Source organism: Phycisphaeraceae bacterium (assembly GCA_040222855.1).
GTDB lineage: Bacteria > Planctomycetota > Phycisphaerae > Phycisphaerales > Phycisphaeraceae > Mucisphaera.
This window is the reverse complement of the sequence record JAVKCD010000019.1, coordinates 579,469-595,333: the sequence shown is the minus strand read 5'-3', so window position 1 is coordinate 595,333 and position 15,865 is coordinate 579,469. Positions and strand designations below refer to the sequence as shown.

The following is a 15,865-nucleotide window of genomic DNA, read 5'->3' as shown; positions in this document are numbered from 1 at the left end:
TTGTTCTTGTTTACATGGATGACGGGGTCGAAACCAAATAAGTCAAAGAGCTCTTGGGGGCATTGGCCAAGCAGGATGGTCCGAGATGCGATGCCCTCGAGGTATCGCAAGGACATGGTCTCGCAACCCCCAGCAACCAGTGGGTGCGTTATAGAACGAGGAAGGGCTATAATTGCCCGACTTTGTCCGAGCGCGACTCGAAGATCTCGCCAACTCGTATACCGTTGTCGGGAGGCCTCCACTGGTGAATAAGACCAGCCGAAATGACTGGCCGACCGCTTAATTTGCTCAGAGATCTCAGGCAATCCCCGGCCATACTCAAGTAACAGCATGGAGCGTGTGCTTAAATCGGCATTTTGATAATAATCTTCCGGGTTAGCACTTTCAGGAATCCAGCAGAAGTCTACATCGGGTTTAAGCTTACGCCACCTCTCGCAAGACATGCGCTGCCCGAAGGCGGCCCGTTTTACGCCATATCTACACAATATTCTATTAAGCAGGTGGTCCTCCCCTGGCCAGGTATCAAGGCACCAGGGAATAATTTGAGACAAAGTTCCACGTGGTGCGAAATACCTTACTTGGTTGTAGCCAACAAAGACTATATGTGTTTTCCTACGTAAATTTGCCAGGCGTCCATATAGGCCAGTGCGGTTAAGTGCTCTTCCTGCATGATAAAATAGATCGCGGCTATAAAGCCCTGAGGCAGGCAGGCCGCAAGAATTTAGTTCGTTAAAAAAGCCAACGCTGTTTATATACGGAGAATTTTCCGGTATTGGCGGAATAACCGCGTCATATATACTTTCAGTCATTGACTACACCCGGGATTTAAAGGTTATACGTCACCGCCCGGACGGCCTCGATGATCTTTTTGGTGTTGGGCAGGAATGCGTGTTCCATCTCGCGGTTGTAGGGCGAGGGGATGTCGTCGCTGTGCACGCGGAAGACCTGATTGTCGAGGTCGTCGAAGCAGCGCTCGTAGATCTGTGCTGCCACCTCGGCGCCCACGGAGGCGAACGGCCAGCTCTGGTCCACCACCACGGCGTAGTTGGTTTTCCTGACCGACTTGGCGATCGCCTCGATATCCAGGGGCCGGTAGGTTCGCACGTCCACGACCTCGACGTCGATGCCTTCTTTCTCGAGTTCCTCAGCGGCATCGAGCGCGAAGTGCACCGGGCGTCCGGCTGACACGATCGTAACGTCCGCGCCTTCTTTCTTGATGTCGGCGACGCCCAGGTCGATCACGAAGTCCTCGTCGCCCTCGGGCGGGGCCCACTTCCCGCCATGGAGGTAGCGGGAGTAATCCTTGTCGCCCCGCGCGCCCATGCCGAGCATGCGTTCGGATTCGAGGTTGAAGAACGGGTCGGCGTCGCGGAGGCCGGCCTTGAGCAGGCCCTTGGCGTCACGGGGTGTGGAGGGAACAGCCAGCTTCAAGCCGGGAACATGGGCAAACAGCGACTCGACTGACCAGGAGTGGGTCGATCCGAGTTGCCCGCCAGCGCCGTTGTTGCCGCGGAAGACGATCGGGCAGCCGAACTGCCCGCCGGACATGTAGAGCATCTTGGGTGCGTTGTTGATGATCTGGTCGGCGGCGACCAGGCAGAACGACCAGCTCATGAACTCGATGATCGGCCGCAGCCCGTACATCGCTGCGCCGACGCCCAGGCCGGCGAAACCGGTTTCCGAGATCGGCGAGTCCACGATTCGGCGCGGACCGAACTCCTCGACCATCCCCTGGCTGACCTTGTACGCCCCGTTGTATTCCGCGACCTCCTCGCCCATCAGGAACAGGCGCTCATCACGACGCATCTCCTCCTGCATGGCTTCGCGGAGGGCTTCGCGGTACTGAATCTTCCGGTCACTGGCGACCATGGGCTGAACTCTCTCTACGCGGGGTTATTCGTCAAACGTGGTGCGTGCTTGGGGCGTTATGGGGAGGCGGGTTCGTTGTGGGGGGGGCTAATCGCCGAAGCCCAGGCGGAGGACCTTCATCCAGTCGACTTCCTCGCGCCGCGCGAGGTTCAGGAAGCGCTGGGGGGTCATCACCTCGACACCCAACTTCTCGGCCCGCTGCTCGAGGTGCTGAAAATGATTGGACGCCGTCTCGTTAATCGCCCACTGGGTGATCGCCTCGTCTTCCGATACCGTCTTTTCGATCGGCGTTACGCCTGCGGGTTCGTTGCCTCGGATGACCACCGATGTTTCTTCGTTGAGGTGCGTCGCCACGGTCCCGCCGCGGACCGCCAGGATCGACTCGATTTGCAACTCAGTCGATGTCCCGATCTCGCCATACATAAAGAAGCTCCGCCCCTCGACGGGCAGGTCGTCGGTGTAACGGCAGCCGCCGCCGACAAAAAGCATCACCACGACGAGCAGACCGGTTAGACGCATCGGGATCTTCCTTGGATTCGGGTCAACCATCACCGGACGACTCAAGCGTCGCCCTCAGCATCCTTGAGGATCTGGACCTTCTCGCCGTGCTTGTACGGCCCATACGGGTTGGCGTACACGTCGGTAAACAACTCGTCCCGGCCCAGGGGCTCGGATTCTTCGGCGAACTTCACGGCGTCGGCGGAAACTTCCTTTGCCTTCGCATCCAGCTCGTCGAGCTGGGTCTGCTCGGCAAGACCGCGCTCCAGCAGGGCCCGCTCGAGCGACTCGATGCAGTCGCGCTCCTGAACCGCGTGAACCTCGTCCTTGCTCCGGTACTTCTGCGGGTCCGACATCGAGTGGCCCTGATACCGGTAGGTCTTGGCGTTCACAAACGCGGGCCCCGGCGTCCGGCCCTCGCGTCGGTACTCGGGGATTGCCCCGCGCTCCCACTGGGGGTTCTCGGCGCCGCGGGTCTTCTCGACCTCGCGGGTGAACACGTCGTAGACATCGAGCACATCGTGGCCGTCGCACTCGGCGTAGCGCATCCCGAAAGCCTCCGCCTTCGCCGCCAGGTCCTCGGCCATCGAGGTACCCCGCGCGATGTGCGTGCCCATCGAATACTGATTGTTCTCGAGCACGAAGATCACCGGGAGATTCCAGATCGCCGCCAGGTTCATGGCTTCCAGGAATCCGCCCTGATTCAGCGCCCCGTCGCCCAGGAAACAGATGGCGACGTTGTCTTTCTTCTCGTACTGAATCGAAAAGCCCAGTCCCACGCCCAGCGGGCACTGCCCGCCGACGATCGCGTGCCCGCCGTACATATGGTTGGGCTTGTCGAACATGTGCATCGACCCGCCCTTGCCCTTGGCACAGCCGGTGATCTTGCCGAACATCTCGGCCATACAGTAGCGCGGGTCCATGCCCTTGGCGAGCGCGTAGCCGTGGTCTCGATAAGCCCCGACGATCGGGTCTTCCTGGCGGAGCGTCTGGCAGATCCCCGTCGCCACGGCCTCCTGGCCGATGTAGATGTGGCAGAACCCGCCGATCTTCTGCTGCATGTAGCTCTGCATCGTGCGCTCCTCGAAGCGACGAATCAGACGCAGCATCCACAGCATCTCAAGCATCTTTTCAGAGGAGAGCGTGTCGCTCGGGCGTGTGCTGGCCGTGGCGGCCTCCTCCGTAGCCATGGTCATGGCGACTCCTTCAGGGGTCTGGCCGAGCCGCGAGGCTAGCCGAACAGGGTTCCGAGGCCTCGGATGTGCCCCAACGCCGACCGAAATCCGGGTTCCCGGACCCTTAAGTCTAGGCCGCGCCTGGGACACCCGCAAGTGATCCACAGCATCCGACATCGGCATCTCGCGCAGACTTCATTACACTGCCTGACGCTTGTTCCGACCTACACACCCCCACGGAGGCGCCCGCGTGCGGCCGACCCCGGGCCCGATTTTGACCGCCCTGCTGGCCTGCCTCCTCCTCACAGGCACCCTCGTGGCCCAATCCGCCCCCCCGGACCCGACCGGCAGGGTCATCTCACAGATACGCCTCGAAGGACTCCGGGATGTCCCCGAATCCCTTGTCCGCAATCAGATCCGCTCGCGTATTGGTGGTCCTTACGACCCCGACGTGATCGAAAACGACATTGCTCGGGTCACTCACCTCGGCCGCTTCGGCGCGGTCCGTGTCCGCTGGCAGGCCGACGCCGATGGCAGCGCGATCGTTACTTTCTCTGTTGACGAACTCAACGCCATCGCCGCCGTCGGCGTCGTCGGCAATAAGGCCCTTGACGATGACGAACTCCTCGCCGGGATCCAGCTCCGCGCCAGCGACCCCATCGACACATTTCTGATCGACCAGGGCCGCCTGGCCGTCCTGAGCCTCTACCGCGAGGCCGGCTTCTTTACCGCTGACGTCCAGATCAACGAGGCGCTGTTGCGCGACGAGCGCATCCTCATTTATCGTGTTCGCGAAGGCCCCCGCATCAAGGTTCGTGACATCCGTTTTGAGGGAAACACGGCGTTTGAAGCCCGGAGTCTCCGCCCCGAGATCGTGACCGACACGCCGCTGCTGATCTTCCGCAAGGGCCGGCTCAACCGCGAGCAGCTCGACCTGGATGCCGCAGCCATCCGCCAGTACTACCGCGCCCGCGGCTACCTCGATGCCCGCGTCGGCTGGCGGCTCGACCTCTCCCCCGATCAGACCGACGCCATCGTCACCTTCGACATCGAAGAGGGCCCGCAGTACCGCGTTGGCGACATCCGTATCGAGGGCGTCACCCTCTTCCCCGATGCTCAGGTCCGCCGGTACCTCCAACTCCTGCCCGGCGATTACTACAGTCAGGAACGAGCCCGTGACTCGATTGATGCCATCGACAACCTCTACGGCACGATGGGCCACCTCGATACCGCCATCAACATCGAACCGCTCTACCGCGAGACCGAAGCGGTCGTCGATGTGCTTGTCACCGCCAGCGAGGGCGAACCGGCCAACGTCGGGAAGATCACGGTCAAGGGCAACGACCTGACCCGCACCAAGGTTATTCTCCGCGAGGTTCGCGGGATGACTCCGGGCCGCCGATTTGACGGCAACGGCCGAGAAACCACCCAGCGTCGCCTCCAGCAGTCCGGGCTCTTCGCCCAGCCGCAAGTCACCATCATCCCCGGGCCTGACGCCGACACCCGCGACGTTGTTATCGACATTAAAGAACAGAACACCGGCTTCATCACCTTCGGTGCCGGGATCAGCTCTGACGCCGGCCTGTCGGGCGGGGTGCGCATTACCCAGCGCAACTTCGACATCCTCGACTGGCCTGAATCCTTCGCTGAGCTGGCCCGTATCGAGGCCTTTCGCGGGGCCGGGCAGAACTTCTTGCTCTCCTTGCAGCCGGGCACCGAGAACTCCGAGTACGCCATCTCCTTCGGCGAGCCCGCTTTTCTGGACACCGACTTCTTCTTCACCGTCTCGGGTGTCCTCCGCGAACTCGAACGCAGCGACTTCGACGAGGAGCGAGCCGCCCTGAACCTCTCCTTCGGGCAACGCTTTGGCGACATCTGGTCCGCCCGCGCCCGAACGAGATTTGAGAACGTCGGCATCTCCGACCCCGACAGCGACGCCCCCGATGACGTCCTCGAAGTCGAGGGCGACAACTTCGTCACCGGGCTCGGCTTCTCCATACGGCGTAACACCACAGACGACCCGATCTACCCCACAACGGGCAGCTCCTTGGAGCTCGGCATCGAGAACGTCGGAGCCATGGGCGGAGACTTTGACTTCAACGTCATCGACGCTGACTTCCGGAAGTTCTGGCCCATCGACACCGACTACCGCGGTAGAAAATCCGTTTTCTCCCTCCGCCTGCAATCCGCCCTGATCATCGAAGACGGCGAAGCCCCCATCTTTGAGCGCCTCTTCGCAGGCGGCCACCGCACGCTCCGCGGGTTCGAGTTCCGGGGCGTCGGCCCCCGCGGCATCCGCTCAACGCCCGCCCCGCCACGGCAGACCGACGACTCGGTGGGTGGAGACTTTAGTCTCCTCCTTGGGCTCCAGTATGAACGACCCCTCCTCGATGATTTCCTCCGGGGTGTTGTCTTTCTCGATCAGGGCACCGTTCTGGCCGACCCCGGTCTCGAAGACTGGCGGGCCTCCATCGGCTTCGGCTTCCGCATCAAGGCACCCTTCCTGGGGGCCGCCCCCTTCGCCATCGACTTCGCCTTCCCCATTCTCGCCGAGTCCACCGACGAGGAACAGCTCATTAGTTTCGATATCTCACTCCCGTTCCAGTAAACAGGGCCCCGAAAAGCCGAACCGGCTCGGGCTCATCGGCGTAATCCCCGAGGAAACCCGCGCGGATCACCCGCATTGCCCCCCCCACCCCATCCTGATAGAACAACGAGCGATAAAACAGACTCTTCCAGACGCGCGGATCGACATCCCGCGATCGCTCATCACAAGGAATCGACATGAACACTCGCCAGTGGACCATCCTCGTCGCCTCACTCACCCTGCTCGTCTCGGGACTCGTTGGCGGGGTCATCGCCCAAGGCCAACTCGCCGCGCGACCAACCTCCGTCGCCGTGGTTGACCTCCAACGCGTCTTCGCTGCCTCGGATATGAGGTCACAGCTCGAAGCCAGCATCAATCAGAAGCGTGAGGCTGTCCAGGAGCAGGCCGAACAGCGGCGCCAGTCGCTGACCGCGCTCCGCAACGAGCTTGACCTGTTCGAGCCCGGGTCCGCCAACCACCGCCAGCGCATCGAGCAGATCCAGGAAGCCAACTACGAGGCCGAGAACTGGCTCAAGTGGGAGCAGGGCAAGCTGCAGTTCGAGGGCGCCCGCCTCATCAAGAGCCTGTACGCCGACGCTGTCGATGCGATCGAGGACGTGGCGATGCAGAATGGCATCGATGTTGTGCTGTTCCGTGACAACGATCTCCAGGAGCGCTTCGAGACCCCCCAGCAGGCCACCGCTCAGGTCCAGCTCCGCAAGATCATCTGGGCCAGCGACGACGTGGACATCACCGACGCGGTCATCAACCGCATGAACCTCAACTTCAAGGCCCGCTGAGTCACCAGCGTCCCAAGGTCCCATGGCCGAGACGCCCACCCCGCCTACGTACACCACCGGCGAGCTGGCCCAACAGCTCGCCGGTGTCTTGCGCGGCCCCGATGACCTGCGGGTCACCGGGCTGAACACCCTGCTGCTCGCCCAGCCCGGCGAGATGGCATTCATCGGCGACAACAAATATGCGGGGCAGTGGAGAGACTCCCGGGCCTCGGCAGCGCTGATTACTGATGGCGTGGAGCTGGAAGCGGGTGACGGGCGGGCGCTCATCACCGTGGTGAGTGCTGACCTGGCGATGGCCAAGGCCCTGGCGTTGTTCGCCCCGCCTCACTACCAGCCCGATCTCGGCATCCACCCGACCGCGGTCATTGATCCGAGCGCGAGCCTTGGTCAGAACGTGCGCATCGGGCCTCATTGCGTGATCGGTCCGCGTGTGCGCCTGGGGGATGAGGGCACGCTGCACGCGAACGTGCATATCGATGCGGATGTGGTCATCGGAGCGCAAGCCGAGTTTTTTGCAGGGGTTGTGGTCCGCGAGCGGTGCACAATTGGCGAGCGGTGCACGCTTCACCCCAACGTGTCGATCGGGACCGATGGTTTTGGGTTCCGGCTGGGTGAGGATGAGCGTGGGCCGGCGATCATCAAGGTGCCACATATCGGGACGGTCACGATCGGCGACGATGTCGAGATCGGGGCGAACAGCTGTATTGATCGCGGGAAGTTCGGCCCGACGGCGATCGGGAACCAAGTCAAGATTGATAATCTGGTCCAGATTGCGCACAACTGCGTGATCGGAAATCTTGTGATTATCGCGGGTTACACGGGCGTCGGGGGGTCGGTGACCATCGAGGACGGGGCGACGATCGCGGGTGGGGTGGTGCTTCGTGACCATGTGACGATCGGGGCGGGCGCGATTGTCGCGGGTGCGGCGGTGGTCGGGTTTGATGTGCCAGCGGGTGAGACGTGGGGCGGGTTCCCGGCGAAGCCGATGCGCGACTGGATGCGCGAGATCGCGGGGCTTAAGTCGCTGCCGGGTCTGATCCGGCAACTCAAGAAGAAATAGGGGTTTAGGGTGATGCGATTCCCTCGGAAGACGATCGCGCGACCGGCGCGTCTGGAGGGGGTGGGGCTGTTTTCGAGTACGCCAGTGCGGTTGACGTTTTGTCCTGATGCGGCCGGTGCGGGGGTCCGGTTTGTCCGGGTGGATGCGTCGCAAACGCTGATTTCAGCGAGGGTTGAGTATGCCATCGACCAGCCTCGGCGGACGACGCTGGCGGTGGATGGGGTGATGGTGGAAACGGTGGAGCATGTGCTGTCGGCGGTGGTGGGGTTGGGGATCACGGACCTGCGGATCGAGATGGATGCGCCCGAGGTGCCGGCGCTGGACGGCTCGGCGGCGGGGTTTGTTGAAGCTCTTGTTCAGGCAGGGGTTACGGGGCTTGAGGGGGAGGTTGAGCCGCTGGTGATCCGGGAGCGGGTTCGACTTGAAGGCGGGGGCGGTGAGGTGGTGTGTGAGCCTGAAGATCAGGCGGGGACGGTGTTTAGCTACGAGCTGGACTACCGCCCGCATCCGTTTCTGGGTCGGTCGGTGGCGAGCTATCAGGCGGGGGTGGAGGATTATGCGACGGAGGTTGCGCCAGCGCGGACGTTTGTGTTGGAGGAGGAGGCTAAGGCCCTTCGGGATCAGGGCTTAGGGAAGCATTTGACGCCTGAGTCGCTGCTGGTGGTCGGTGATTCGGGGCCGTTGGGGCCGAACCGGTTGCGGTTTGAGGATGAGCCGGCGCGGCACAAGCTGCTGGACCTGATTGGGGACTTGTCGCTGGTGGGGCGGCCGTTGGTGGGGCGGATCACGGCGCGGAAGTCGGGGCATGCGCTGAACCGGGCGATGGCTGTAAAGCTCTTGGAAATCTACGGTTAGACCAGCGGCGGAGGTGTGGTTCGGGTCTAGTGAGGGACTTCTTTGACGGCGTTTCGGTTCCAGGCGGGGACTTTGATGACGAGTTCGCCTTGTTGTTGGATTCGGCACTGGCAGGAGAGTCGGGAGTTGATCTGGACGCCTGGAGCTTCGTCGACGCGGTCGAGTTCTTCGTCTTCGGGTTCGTTGGTAAGTTCTTCTCCTTGCTCGACATAGACGTGGCAGGTGGAGCAGGCGGTGACCCCGCCACAGGCGTGTTCGATGTTGATGTTGTTGTCGAGGGCGACTTCGAGGACGGACTGGCCGACGGCGGCCTTGAGGTCAATTTCCTTTAAGTCCTTGCCTGTCAGGGGTTTTGGGTCTTCGAGGAGGAAGCGGATGGGGACCACCTTGGGGCCGGTGACTTTGGTGGCTTTCATGTGCATTTTTGGCTCCAAACAGCGCGGAGACGACCGGGGTCGTCAATCAAACGTGGTTTACGGGGTCATTCTAGACGAAGTTGGTGCGCACGATCCTGCGTGTTTTGTGTTTTCGGCGGGGCGGGTGTTGATGGCCCGGAGTTGGCGGGATGGTCGGTCTGGTGCGCGCGCTGGTGGTTTGGCGCAAGAGAAAGGGCCGACGCTTTCGCGTCGGCCCTTGGTGGGGATCATGGGTTGTCGTTGCTTTAGGCCGAGCGACGACGGAGCAGGACGGCGGCCATGCCGATGAGGCCGGCGCCGAAGGCGGCGGGGGTGGGGACGACCTGGACGGTCATCGAGGTCGAGGCGACTTCAACACGCCCTAAGAAACCTTGAGTAAAAGCCTTGAGGGTGAAGTCGTAGTTGCCAACGGCGTTGGGGTTGAAGCCGGGGGTGAACCAGTGGGGCTTCCAGGAGTTCTGGGCGACATTGAGGCTGCCGATGTTGGTGGCGTAGCCAGCGGCATCGGAGACGCCGTTGGAGATCGAGACGCCGGCGCCATTGCCGGTGCTGTTGTCACCCATCGCGTGGTCCCACTGGACGGAACCGGTGCCGGGGTTGAAGGCGTTGATGGGATCAAACGCCGTGATCGAGGTGCCGACGTCGGAGGTCATGGCGAGTTCGTAGGTGAGATCGCCCAGGGTCCAGCCGGTGGAGCCGTCGAAGTCGGAGTTAATCGACCACTCGAAGGACCACTCGGCGGTAGGGAAGGACTGCGTCGGGGCGACGCCTGCGACGAAGTAGTAGGTGTCGGTGCCGTCGTAGTTGAAAACATTGGCGGGGGCACCGGTAGGGCCATGACGGAGCTTGGCACGGAGGCCGAGCTCGACGCTGATGTTCTGATCGACGGTGAAGGAGCCGTTGGCGTTGCCGGAACCGAAGATGACGTCGGGGGTGACGTCGGCGGCCATAGCGGGTGATGCGATGAGGGCGGCGGTCAAAAGTGCAAGCTTCTTCATGGTGATTCCTCTTCTCTCGGGGGTTGTGGTGTGTCTCTTTCCTCGGAAGCGATCTATATAAAATCGCATAACTCTCTACTAGGGTACACCGTTCAGGGCATTATGCAAGTGTCGCGTTGCGTTTAGAGGGTATTTACTCGGGTCACGAAATAACTGATTAAGTTTGGGATAAAAAAGACCCAGTTACCTGGGTCTTTGGGGGGGATTGGGTTGTGGGGGCGGTTTAGCGTGATCGGCCCGCCTGCGGCGGGTCTTACTTCGTGCGACGGAGTGCGATGAGGCTGAGCCCAATGAGGCCGGCGCCGAAGGCTGCTGGGGTGGGGATGACGGTAGGGCCACCGGTGGCGGTGATGCCTTCGAGGGCGGTGAAGATGAAGTCGGGGTCAGAGGTTCCGGAGCCGGAGTCGATGTTTTCGATGTAGACGGACTTGAGGAAGTCGCCGGAGGAGAAGCCGAAGCTGGTGAGGTCGAAGGCGATCTGGTTGACGTTTTCTGCGGTGGGTTGATAGGTGAGGAAGGAGGCGGTGCCGGAGGAGGCGTTGATGAGGGTTCCGCCGTTGAAGCTGATTTTCCAACTGGTGCCTTCGAGGTCGACGCCTGAGTTGGAGCTGGTGATCTCGTAGACAACGAACGTGTCGTTGTTGGTTCCGCCGATGGGGATACCGGCACCTGCGTAGGTGAGTTGGAACCAATCGGGTGAGGAGCGTTTTTGCAGGGTGATCTGGTCGCCTGGGTCGGAGCCGAACTGTCCTGCGGCGAGCTCACCTGGTGTGAAGCCATCGACGCCCGCCTCGTTGTCCCAGAGTTTGCCGTCGAAGTCGACGGTTCCGCCTGAAGCGTCGGTGCGGTAGGTGACGGCGGCACCGGTGAACTGGTCGAGGTCGAAGGTGTAGGCGTCGATGGTGACGGTGGTGGCGAGGGCGGGTGTAGCGAAGAGTGCCACGAGAAGGGGGGCGGTGTGTTTCATGAGTCCTCTCCTAGAGATGTGACGAGACAGATAACAAATCAGAAGCTGTTGTTGGGGCGCCGTCAAGCGTGGGAATACCTGTAGGGGGTGTGGGTGCATGAAAAGGCCCACCCTTTCGGGTGGGCTTTGGTTGGTGGTTTAGTTGGGTTGTGGATCAGGCAGAGCGACGGCGGAGGGCGACGAGGCTGAGGCCGATGAGTCCGGCGCCGAAGGCGGCTGGGGTGGGGATGACGGTGCCGTTGGCCGAGAGCGAGGTGTTATCGACGGCGAGCCCATCGATGTTGTTGTAGGTCATCCAGCCGTAGCGGTTTCCGCCGACGACGGATGCTATCAGGTCGGTGGGGGTGCTTCGGGTGATGGAGTAGAGGGTGTTGCCGAGGTTGTCGAGCAGGTTGAAGTCGACGGCTAGGGCGCCGGCGTTGTCGTAGAAGACCTGTTCGAAGGTGTACCAGCCGGTGGAGGCGACGGTGTAGTTGTTTCCGCCGTTTTCGTTGTTGAGTTTAAATGCATTGAATGCGAAATCAGTGTTGTTTGATGCGTTGACGAGGAGTGAGCCAGAATCGACACCGACGTGCCAGATGAAGTCGCGGAGGTGGTCGCCAGCCTGGTTGTTGACGGCGACGGAGTAGTCGAAGCCCTGGCCGTTTACCCACGACGTGTCGAGGTAGACGTCGAGGGATGCGGTGAAGCCGGGTCCGAAGGTCGAGCTGTATCCACCCAGGCGTGTGAAGGGTCCTGAGGAGTCGGCTGAGACGGTAGCGTGGGCGACGCCGGTGGCGGAGGTGATGCCAGCGGTGCCGGAGGTGGCGCGGGTGATGGTTCCGGTGAAGTTGTTCCAGTCGTTGGGGTCACCTGGGGCGAAGGCGGGGTCTTCGAAGCCCTGGAAGTAGGCCATCGCGGGGGCGGTGGCGATCATCAGGGTGGTCATGGCGATGGCGGACTTCAGCGTGGTGTTCATCTCTTCCGTCTCCTGTGGGGATGGTTGATGGAGGGTCCCGGGGGTTGGGTGTTGTGGGGCCTCTCCTAGGTTTCTGTCAGAACGCTACTATTAAATTTACGGGGTGGCGGTGGCTGTGCAAGTGTTTTTATAGAGAATGGTGGAAAACCCGTAGTGGTGTTTGGGCTCGTTGTGGCGTTGGGTTTAGGGTTTGTTTGGTTTTTTCGAAGCGGGGTGGGGGTTTGGGTTTTTGAGGGGGTTGGTGTGGCTGGTTGGCCTCAGTCTTGGCGGGTCCAGGCCGGGGCTTGGGATGAAGGTAACGGCCATAAAAGGGTGAATGGGCTCGGCGCAGGAGACACCAAGTCTGGGGTCACACCCGTCCTCAAGCCTCTACCGGATTCGTCAGCACGCCAATCCCCTTCACCTCCACCGAGACTTCATCACCCGCCCGCAAGAACACGGGTGGGTTCCGCGTGAAGCCAACCCCCTCGGGGGTCCCGGTCAGAATCACCGTTCCTGCTTCCAGGGTCGTGTCGGCACTTAGAAAACTGATCAGCTTCGTCACGCCGAAGATCATGTCGCTGGTGCTGCTCTTCTGCATCTCCACCCCGTTTACCGTCGTCCGTAACGCCAGCGTCTGTGGGTCCGGGATCTCATCCGTCGTCACCAGCGCCGGGCCCAAGGGACAGAACGTGTCGAAGCTCTTTCCGCGAATCCACTGCCCCCCGCCCCCGTGCTTCTGCCAGCGCCGTGCTGAAATGTCATTCGCTACGGTGTAACCGAACACGTGCTCGAGCGCCTGTGTTTCGGGGATATCCCTGCCGTGCTTGCCGATCACCACAGCCAGCTCCACTTCATAATCCACCTCATCGCCCCGCGAGCAAGCCTTGGGAATGCGCACCGGGCCGCCCGGGTGCTGGACCGCCGTCACGGGCTTCATGAAGATCACCGGGTTCTCCGGAATCGCCGCCCCTGTCTCGATCGCGTGCTTCCGGTAGTTCTGCCCGATGCAGTAGATTGTGCCCGGCAGCACCGGCGACAGCAGTGCCTCAACCTTATCCACCTCGCCCGACCGCACCACGCCCTCGCGCACGGGGTCCCCGACCAGCCGCTCGGCACGACCGGCGTCCAGTTCCACGCCGGAACAAACTAAACCCTCTTGACTCCGATATCGGATCAGCCGCATCTGGACGCTCCTTCACGCTCCGCTATGATCGCCCAATCAACTCGCCCCGCAAACCCGGCCAACGCTGGGCCTTGGGTGGGCCTCAGGAGCCTGCACTTGCCAGAGAACCCCGTCACCCAGGCCCCCGCGCACGGCGCCCCAGGCATTGATATTCCGCGCTCGTGGCAGGACGTCATTGAAGCCCAGGAGCGATCCGATGTGCCCAAGGGCCTCTGGTCGCGCTGCCCCGCCTGCGAAGCCATGTGCTTCGTCAAACAGGTCCAGCAGAACCTTGATGTCTGCCCCATGTGTGATCACCATTTTCCGGTTGATGCCGCACGGCGCATCACCCAGATCGTCGATCCTGACTCCTTTGAAGAACTCTGGGAAGACCTTGCGCCTGCGGACCCTCTGAAGTTCACCGACCGCAAACCCTACAAAGACCGACTCAAAGAGGAACAGCAGAAAACCGGTTCCAAAGACGCCGTCATCACAGGACAAGCCTTCATCAAAGGCCGAGGCGTGATCCTCGCCGTGATGGACCCCAAGTTCATGATGGCGTCCATGGGGTCCGTCGTCGGCGAGAAGCTCACCCGCGCCATCGAACTCGCCACCGAGGACGACCGGCCCCTCATCATCGTCTCCGCCTCAGGCGGGGCGCGTATGCAGGAGTCCGCCTTGGCCCTCGCCCAACTCGCCAAGACCTCTGCTGCCCTCGCAAGGCTCGACGACGCTGGCGGACTCTTCATCTCCGTCCTGACCGACCCCACCTACGGCGGGGTCACGGCCTCCTTCGCCATGCTCGGCGACCTTATCATCGCCGAACCCAAGGCTCGCATCGGCTTTGCTGGCGCCCGTGTCATCGCCAACACGGTCCGACAGGAACTCCCTAAAGGTTTCCAACGCTCCGAGTTCCTTCTCGAAAAGGGCTTTGTTGACCGCATCACCCCAAGACACGACCTGAGAACTGAGATCTCAAGATTCATCGACTATGCCGGCAAGTAATCGGGACACCAGCTACCCCGGGGCTGTTTCATGCGAAAACTTGATATCCGACTCCCACCCCGCCAGCTCGCGATCTTCTTCGGGCTGACTGCTCTGCTCGGCCTCTTCCTCTGGTTCTTCGCCACGTTTGTCGGCTACGGCTTTGCGGCCGTTGAGCCGACCTGGGCTCCAGCCATCGGCTGGGTCCAGTTCCTCACCAAGTGGCTCACCTACACCTCGGCAGGGGCCATGCTCATGGCTTACTTCATCTACATCGCCTTCCCACCCAAAGAAGAATCTCTCGAAGAGCAAGTAGCCCGCAAACAAGCCGAGCAACAAAAGCAGTGACCCAAAATCACGACGAACTACGAGCCTTGATCTTGGCGGGTCATTGCTAAGCTGGCGTCGATCGTGGATCGGGCAGTTGTTGCTCCGGGGTCACGCTGCGCGATGACCCCGGCCACCCAGTTGGAGAGGCGGGGTGGTCAGGTAAGAGTCAGGGTGTAACTTTTTAGAGAGTGGGGTCTGGGCGGAAGATTCTGGTTTCGAGTGCCCAGATTTTTTCGGTGAAGTCGCCCTGGAGGGAGTCGGGTTTGAGTTGGTCGCGTTTGGCGGCGGCGATGGCGAGGTTGAGTTTGGCGTCGGCGTTGTCGAAGAGCGAGATGGCGATAGCTTCGGGTGTGGCGGGGATTTTGAGGCCGCCGAAGTCGGGTTGTCCGTGGTGGGAGAGGATGATGTGTTCGAGGGTGTTGAGGAGTCGTTTTGGGATGGGTTGGTTGATGTCGGGGTCGTTGCAGGCGCGGGCTTTGTCATTGAGCCAGACGACGCCCCGGGCGATGTGTCCGACTAGTTGTCCATCTTCGGTGTAGCCGAAGCCGGCGTCCCAGGAGAGTTCGGCGCATTTGCCGAGGTCGTGGATGAAGAGTCCGAAGAGGACGAGGTCGCGGTTGAGTTCGGGGTAGTTGGGGAGGGCGTTGTCGGCGAGTCGCATGACGGAGAGGGTGTGTTCGAGGAGTCCGCCCAGGTAGGCGTGGTGGAGGGTCATGGCGGCGGGTGCGCGGCAGAAGCGTTCCATGAGTTCGCCATCTTCGAGGTATCGGTCTCGGAGTGCGGCGAGGCTGGGGTTGGTGAGGGTGCCGAGGAGTTTGAGGACGGCGGCGAACATTTCGTCGATGTCGTGTTCGGTGGAGGGGAGGAGATCGGCGAGTTCGGAGGCTGTGGGTTCGTGGTTGTGGATGCGGTTGATGATGATCTGCATTTCGCCCTGGTAGGGCTGGGTTTGCCCTTCGATGTGGACGAAGCCGTCGGTGGGGAGTTGTGTGAAGAGTTCTTCGGTGGCGTTCCACATGCGGCCTGGGGTGCGGCCGGAGCGGTCGGCGAGGAGGCACTTGATGAAGGGTTTGCCGTTTTTTGTTTGGCCGAGTTGGCAGTTTTGGATGGCGAAGACGCCTTCGACGAGTTCAGCGGGTCCGAGGTCGGCGATGAGGGTGCGTGTGGTTGACAAGGTGGCGGCTCCGGGCGTTGTTGGTTGGACAGCGCATGGTAGCGGGAGCG

General features: G+C 61.7%; 15 protein-coding genes. 6 read left to right on the top strand and 9 right to left on the bottom strand.

Annotation, left to right across the window (positions count from 1 at the left end; all coding sequences use genetic code 11):
• Positions 1-825: 825 nt before the first annotated feature.
• The 3 genes from RIG82_07715 to RIG82_07705 form a co-directional block, all read right to left on the bottom strand.
• Entirely contained in the window at positions 826-1,869 is a 1,044-nt protein-coding gene (locus tag RIG82_07715) for an alpha-ketoacid dehydrogenase subunit beta (GenBank protein ID MEQ9460822.1), read from the bottom strand.
• 87 nt (positions 1,870-1,956) lie between these two features.
• Complete coding sequence (locus RIG82_07710; protein MEQ9460821.1) at positions 1,957-2,388, bottom strand: hypothetical protein; 432 nt, start codon at positions 2,386-2,388, stop codon at positions 1,957-1,959.
• Between the two features lie 41 nt (positions 2,389-2,429).
• A complete protein-coding gene (locus RIG82_07705; protein MEQ9460820.1) occupies positions 2,430-3,563 on the bottom strand; it encodes a thiamine pyrophosphate-dependent enzyme in 1,134 nt (377 codons plus the stop codon).
• A gap of 229 nt (positions 3,564-3,792) precedes the next feature.
• Between RIG82_07705 and bamA the strand changes: the two genes are divergently transcribed.
• The 4 genes from bamA to lpxC all read left to right on the top strand — a co-directional run bounded on the left by bamA (position 3,793) and on the right by lpxC (position 8,844).
• Positions 3,793-6,150 (top strand): outer membrane protein assembly factor BamA, encoded by a 2,358-nt coding sequence (bamA, locus tag RIG82_07700; protein ID MEQ9460819.1) that lies wholly within the window; start codon positions 3,793-3,795, stop codon positions 6,148-6,150.
• A 176-nt stretch (positions 6,151-6,326) separates the two neighbouring features.
• Positions 6,327-6,929, top strand: a complete 603-nt coding sequence (locus RIG82_07695) for an OmpH family outer membrane protein (protein MEQ9460818.1) — start codon at positions 6,327-6,329, stop codon at positions 6,927-6,929.
• 22 nt (positions 6,930-6,951) lie between these two features.
• Positions 6,952-7,989 (top strand): UDP-3-O-(3-hydroxymyristoyl)glucosamine N-acyltransferase, encoded by a 1,038-nt coding sequence (gene lpxD / locus RIG82_07690; GenBank protein ID MEQ9460817.1) that lies wholly within the window; start codon positions 6,952-6,954, stop codon positions 7,987-7,989.
• Positions 7,990-8,001: 12 nt separating this feature from the next.
• Positions 8,002-8,844, top strand: a complete 843-nt coding sequence (gene lpxC / locus RIG82_07685) for a UDP-3-O-acyl-N-acetylglucosamine deacetylase (GenBank protein ID MEQ9460816.1) — start codon at positions 8,002-8,004, stop codon at positions 8,842-8,844.
• Between the two features lie 26 nt (positions 8,845-8,870).
• On the opposite strand, the gene RIG82_07680 is transcribed toward lpxC, so the two are convergent.
• The 5 genes from RIG82_07680 to RIG82_07660 form a co-directional block, all read right to left on the bottom strand.
• The gene (locus RIG82_07680; protein ID MEQ9460815.1) at positions 8,871-9,260 is read right to left on the bottom strand and encodes a 2Fe-2S iron-sulfur cluster-binding protein; all 390 of its coding nucleotides are present in this window, start codon (positions 9,258-9,260) and stop codon (positions 8,871-8,873) included.
• A gap of 245 nt (positions 9,261-9,505) precedes the next feature.
• Complete coding sequence (locus RIG82_07675) at positions 9,506-10,258, bottom strand: hypothetical protein (protein MEQ9460814.1); 753 nt, start codon at positions 10,256-10,258, stop codon at positions 9,506-9,508.
• 253 nt (positions 10,259-10,511) lie between these two features.
• On the bottom strand, positions 10,512-11,225 hold the full coding sequence (locus RIG82_07670; protein MEQ9460813.1) for a hypothetical protein: 714 nt from the start codon (positions 11,223-11,225) through the stop codon (positions 10,512-10,514).
• 154 nt (positions 11,226-11,379) lie between these two features.
• Positions 11,380-12,183 (bottom strand): hypothetical protein, encoded by an 804-nt coding sequence (locus tag RIG82_07665; protein ID MEQ9460812.1) that lies wholly within the window; start codon positions 12,181-12,183, stop codon positions 11,380-11,382.
• A 361-nt stretch (positions 12,184-12,544) separates the two neighbouring features.
• Positions 12,545-13,348: a fumarylacetoacetate hydrolase family protein gene (locus RIG82_07660; protein ID MEQ9460811.1), complete on the bottom strand. Its 804-nt coding sequence runs from the start codon at positions 13,346-13,348 to the stop codon at positions 12,545-12,547.
• A 96-nt stretch (positions 13,349-13,444) separates the two neighbouring features.
• On the opposite strand from RIG82_07660, the gene accD reads away from it, so the two are divergent.
• Together accD and RIG82_07650 are read left to right on the top strand one after the other, a co-directional pair.
• Positions 13,445-14,332, top strand: coding sequence for an acetyl-CoA carboxylase, carboxyltransferase subunit beta (gene accD, locus RIG82_07655; protein ID MEQ9460810.1), 888 nt, complete (start codon positions 13,445-13,447; stop codon positions 14,330-14,332).
• 30 nt (positions 14,333-14,362) lie between these two features.
• Positions 14,363-14,659: a hypothetical protein gene (locus RIG82_07650; GenBank protein ID MEQ9460809.1), complete on the top strand. Its 297-nt coding sequence runs from the start codon at positions 14,363-14,365 to the stop codon at positions 14,657-14,659.
• A gap of 163 nt (positions 14,660-14,822) precedes the next feature.
• On the opposite strand, the gene RIG82_07645 is transcribed toward RIG82_07650, so the two are convergent.
• Complete coding sequence (locus RIG82_07645) at positions 14,823-15,815, bottom strand: HD domain-containing protein (GenBank protein ID MEQ9460808.1); 993 nt, start codon at positions 15,813-15,815, stop codon at positions 14,823-14,825.
• Positions 15,816-15,865 lie beyond the last annotated feature (50 nt).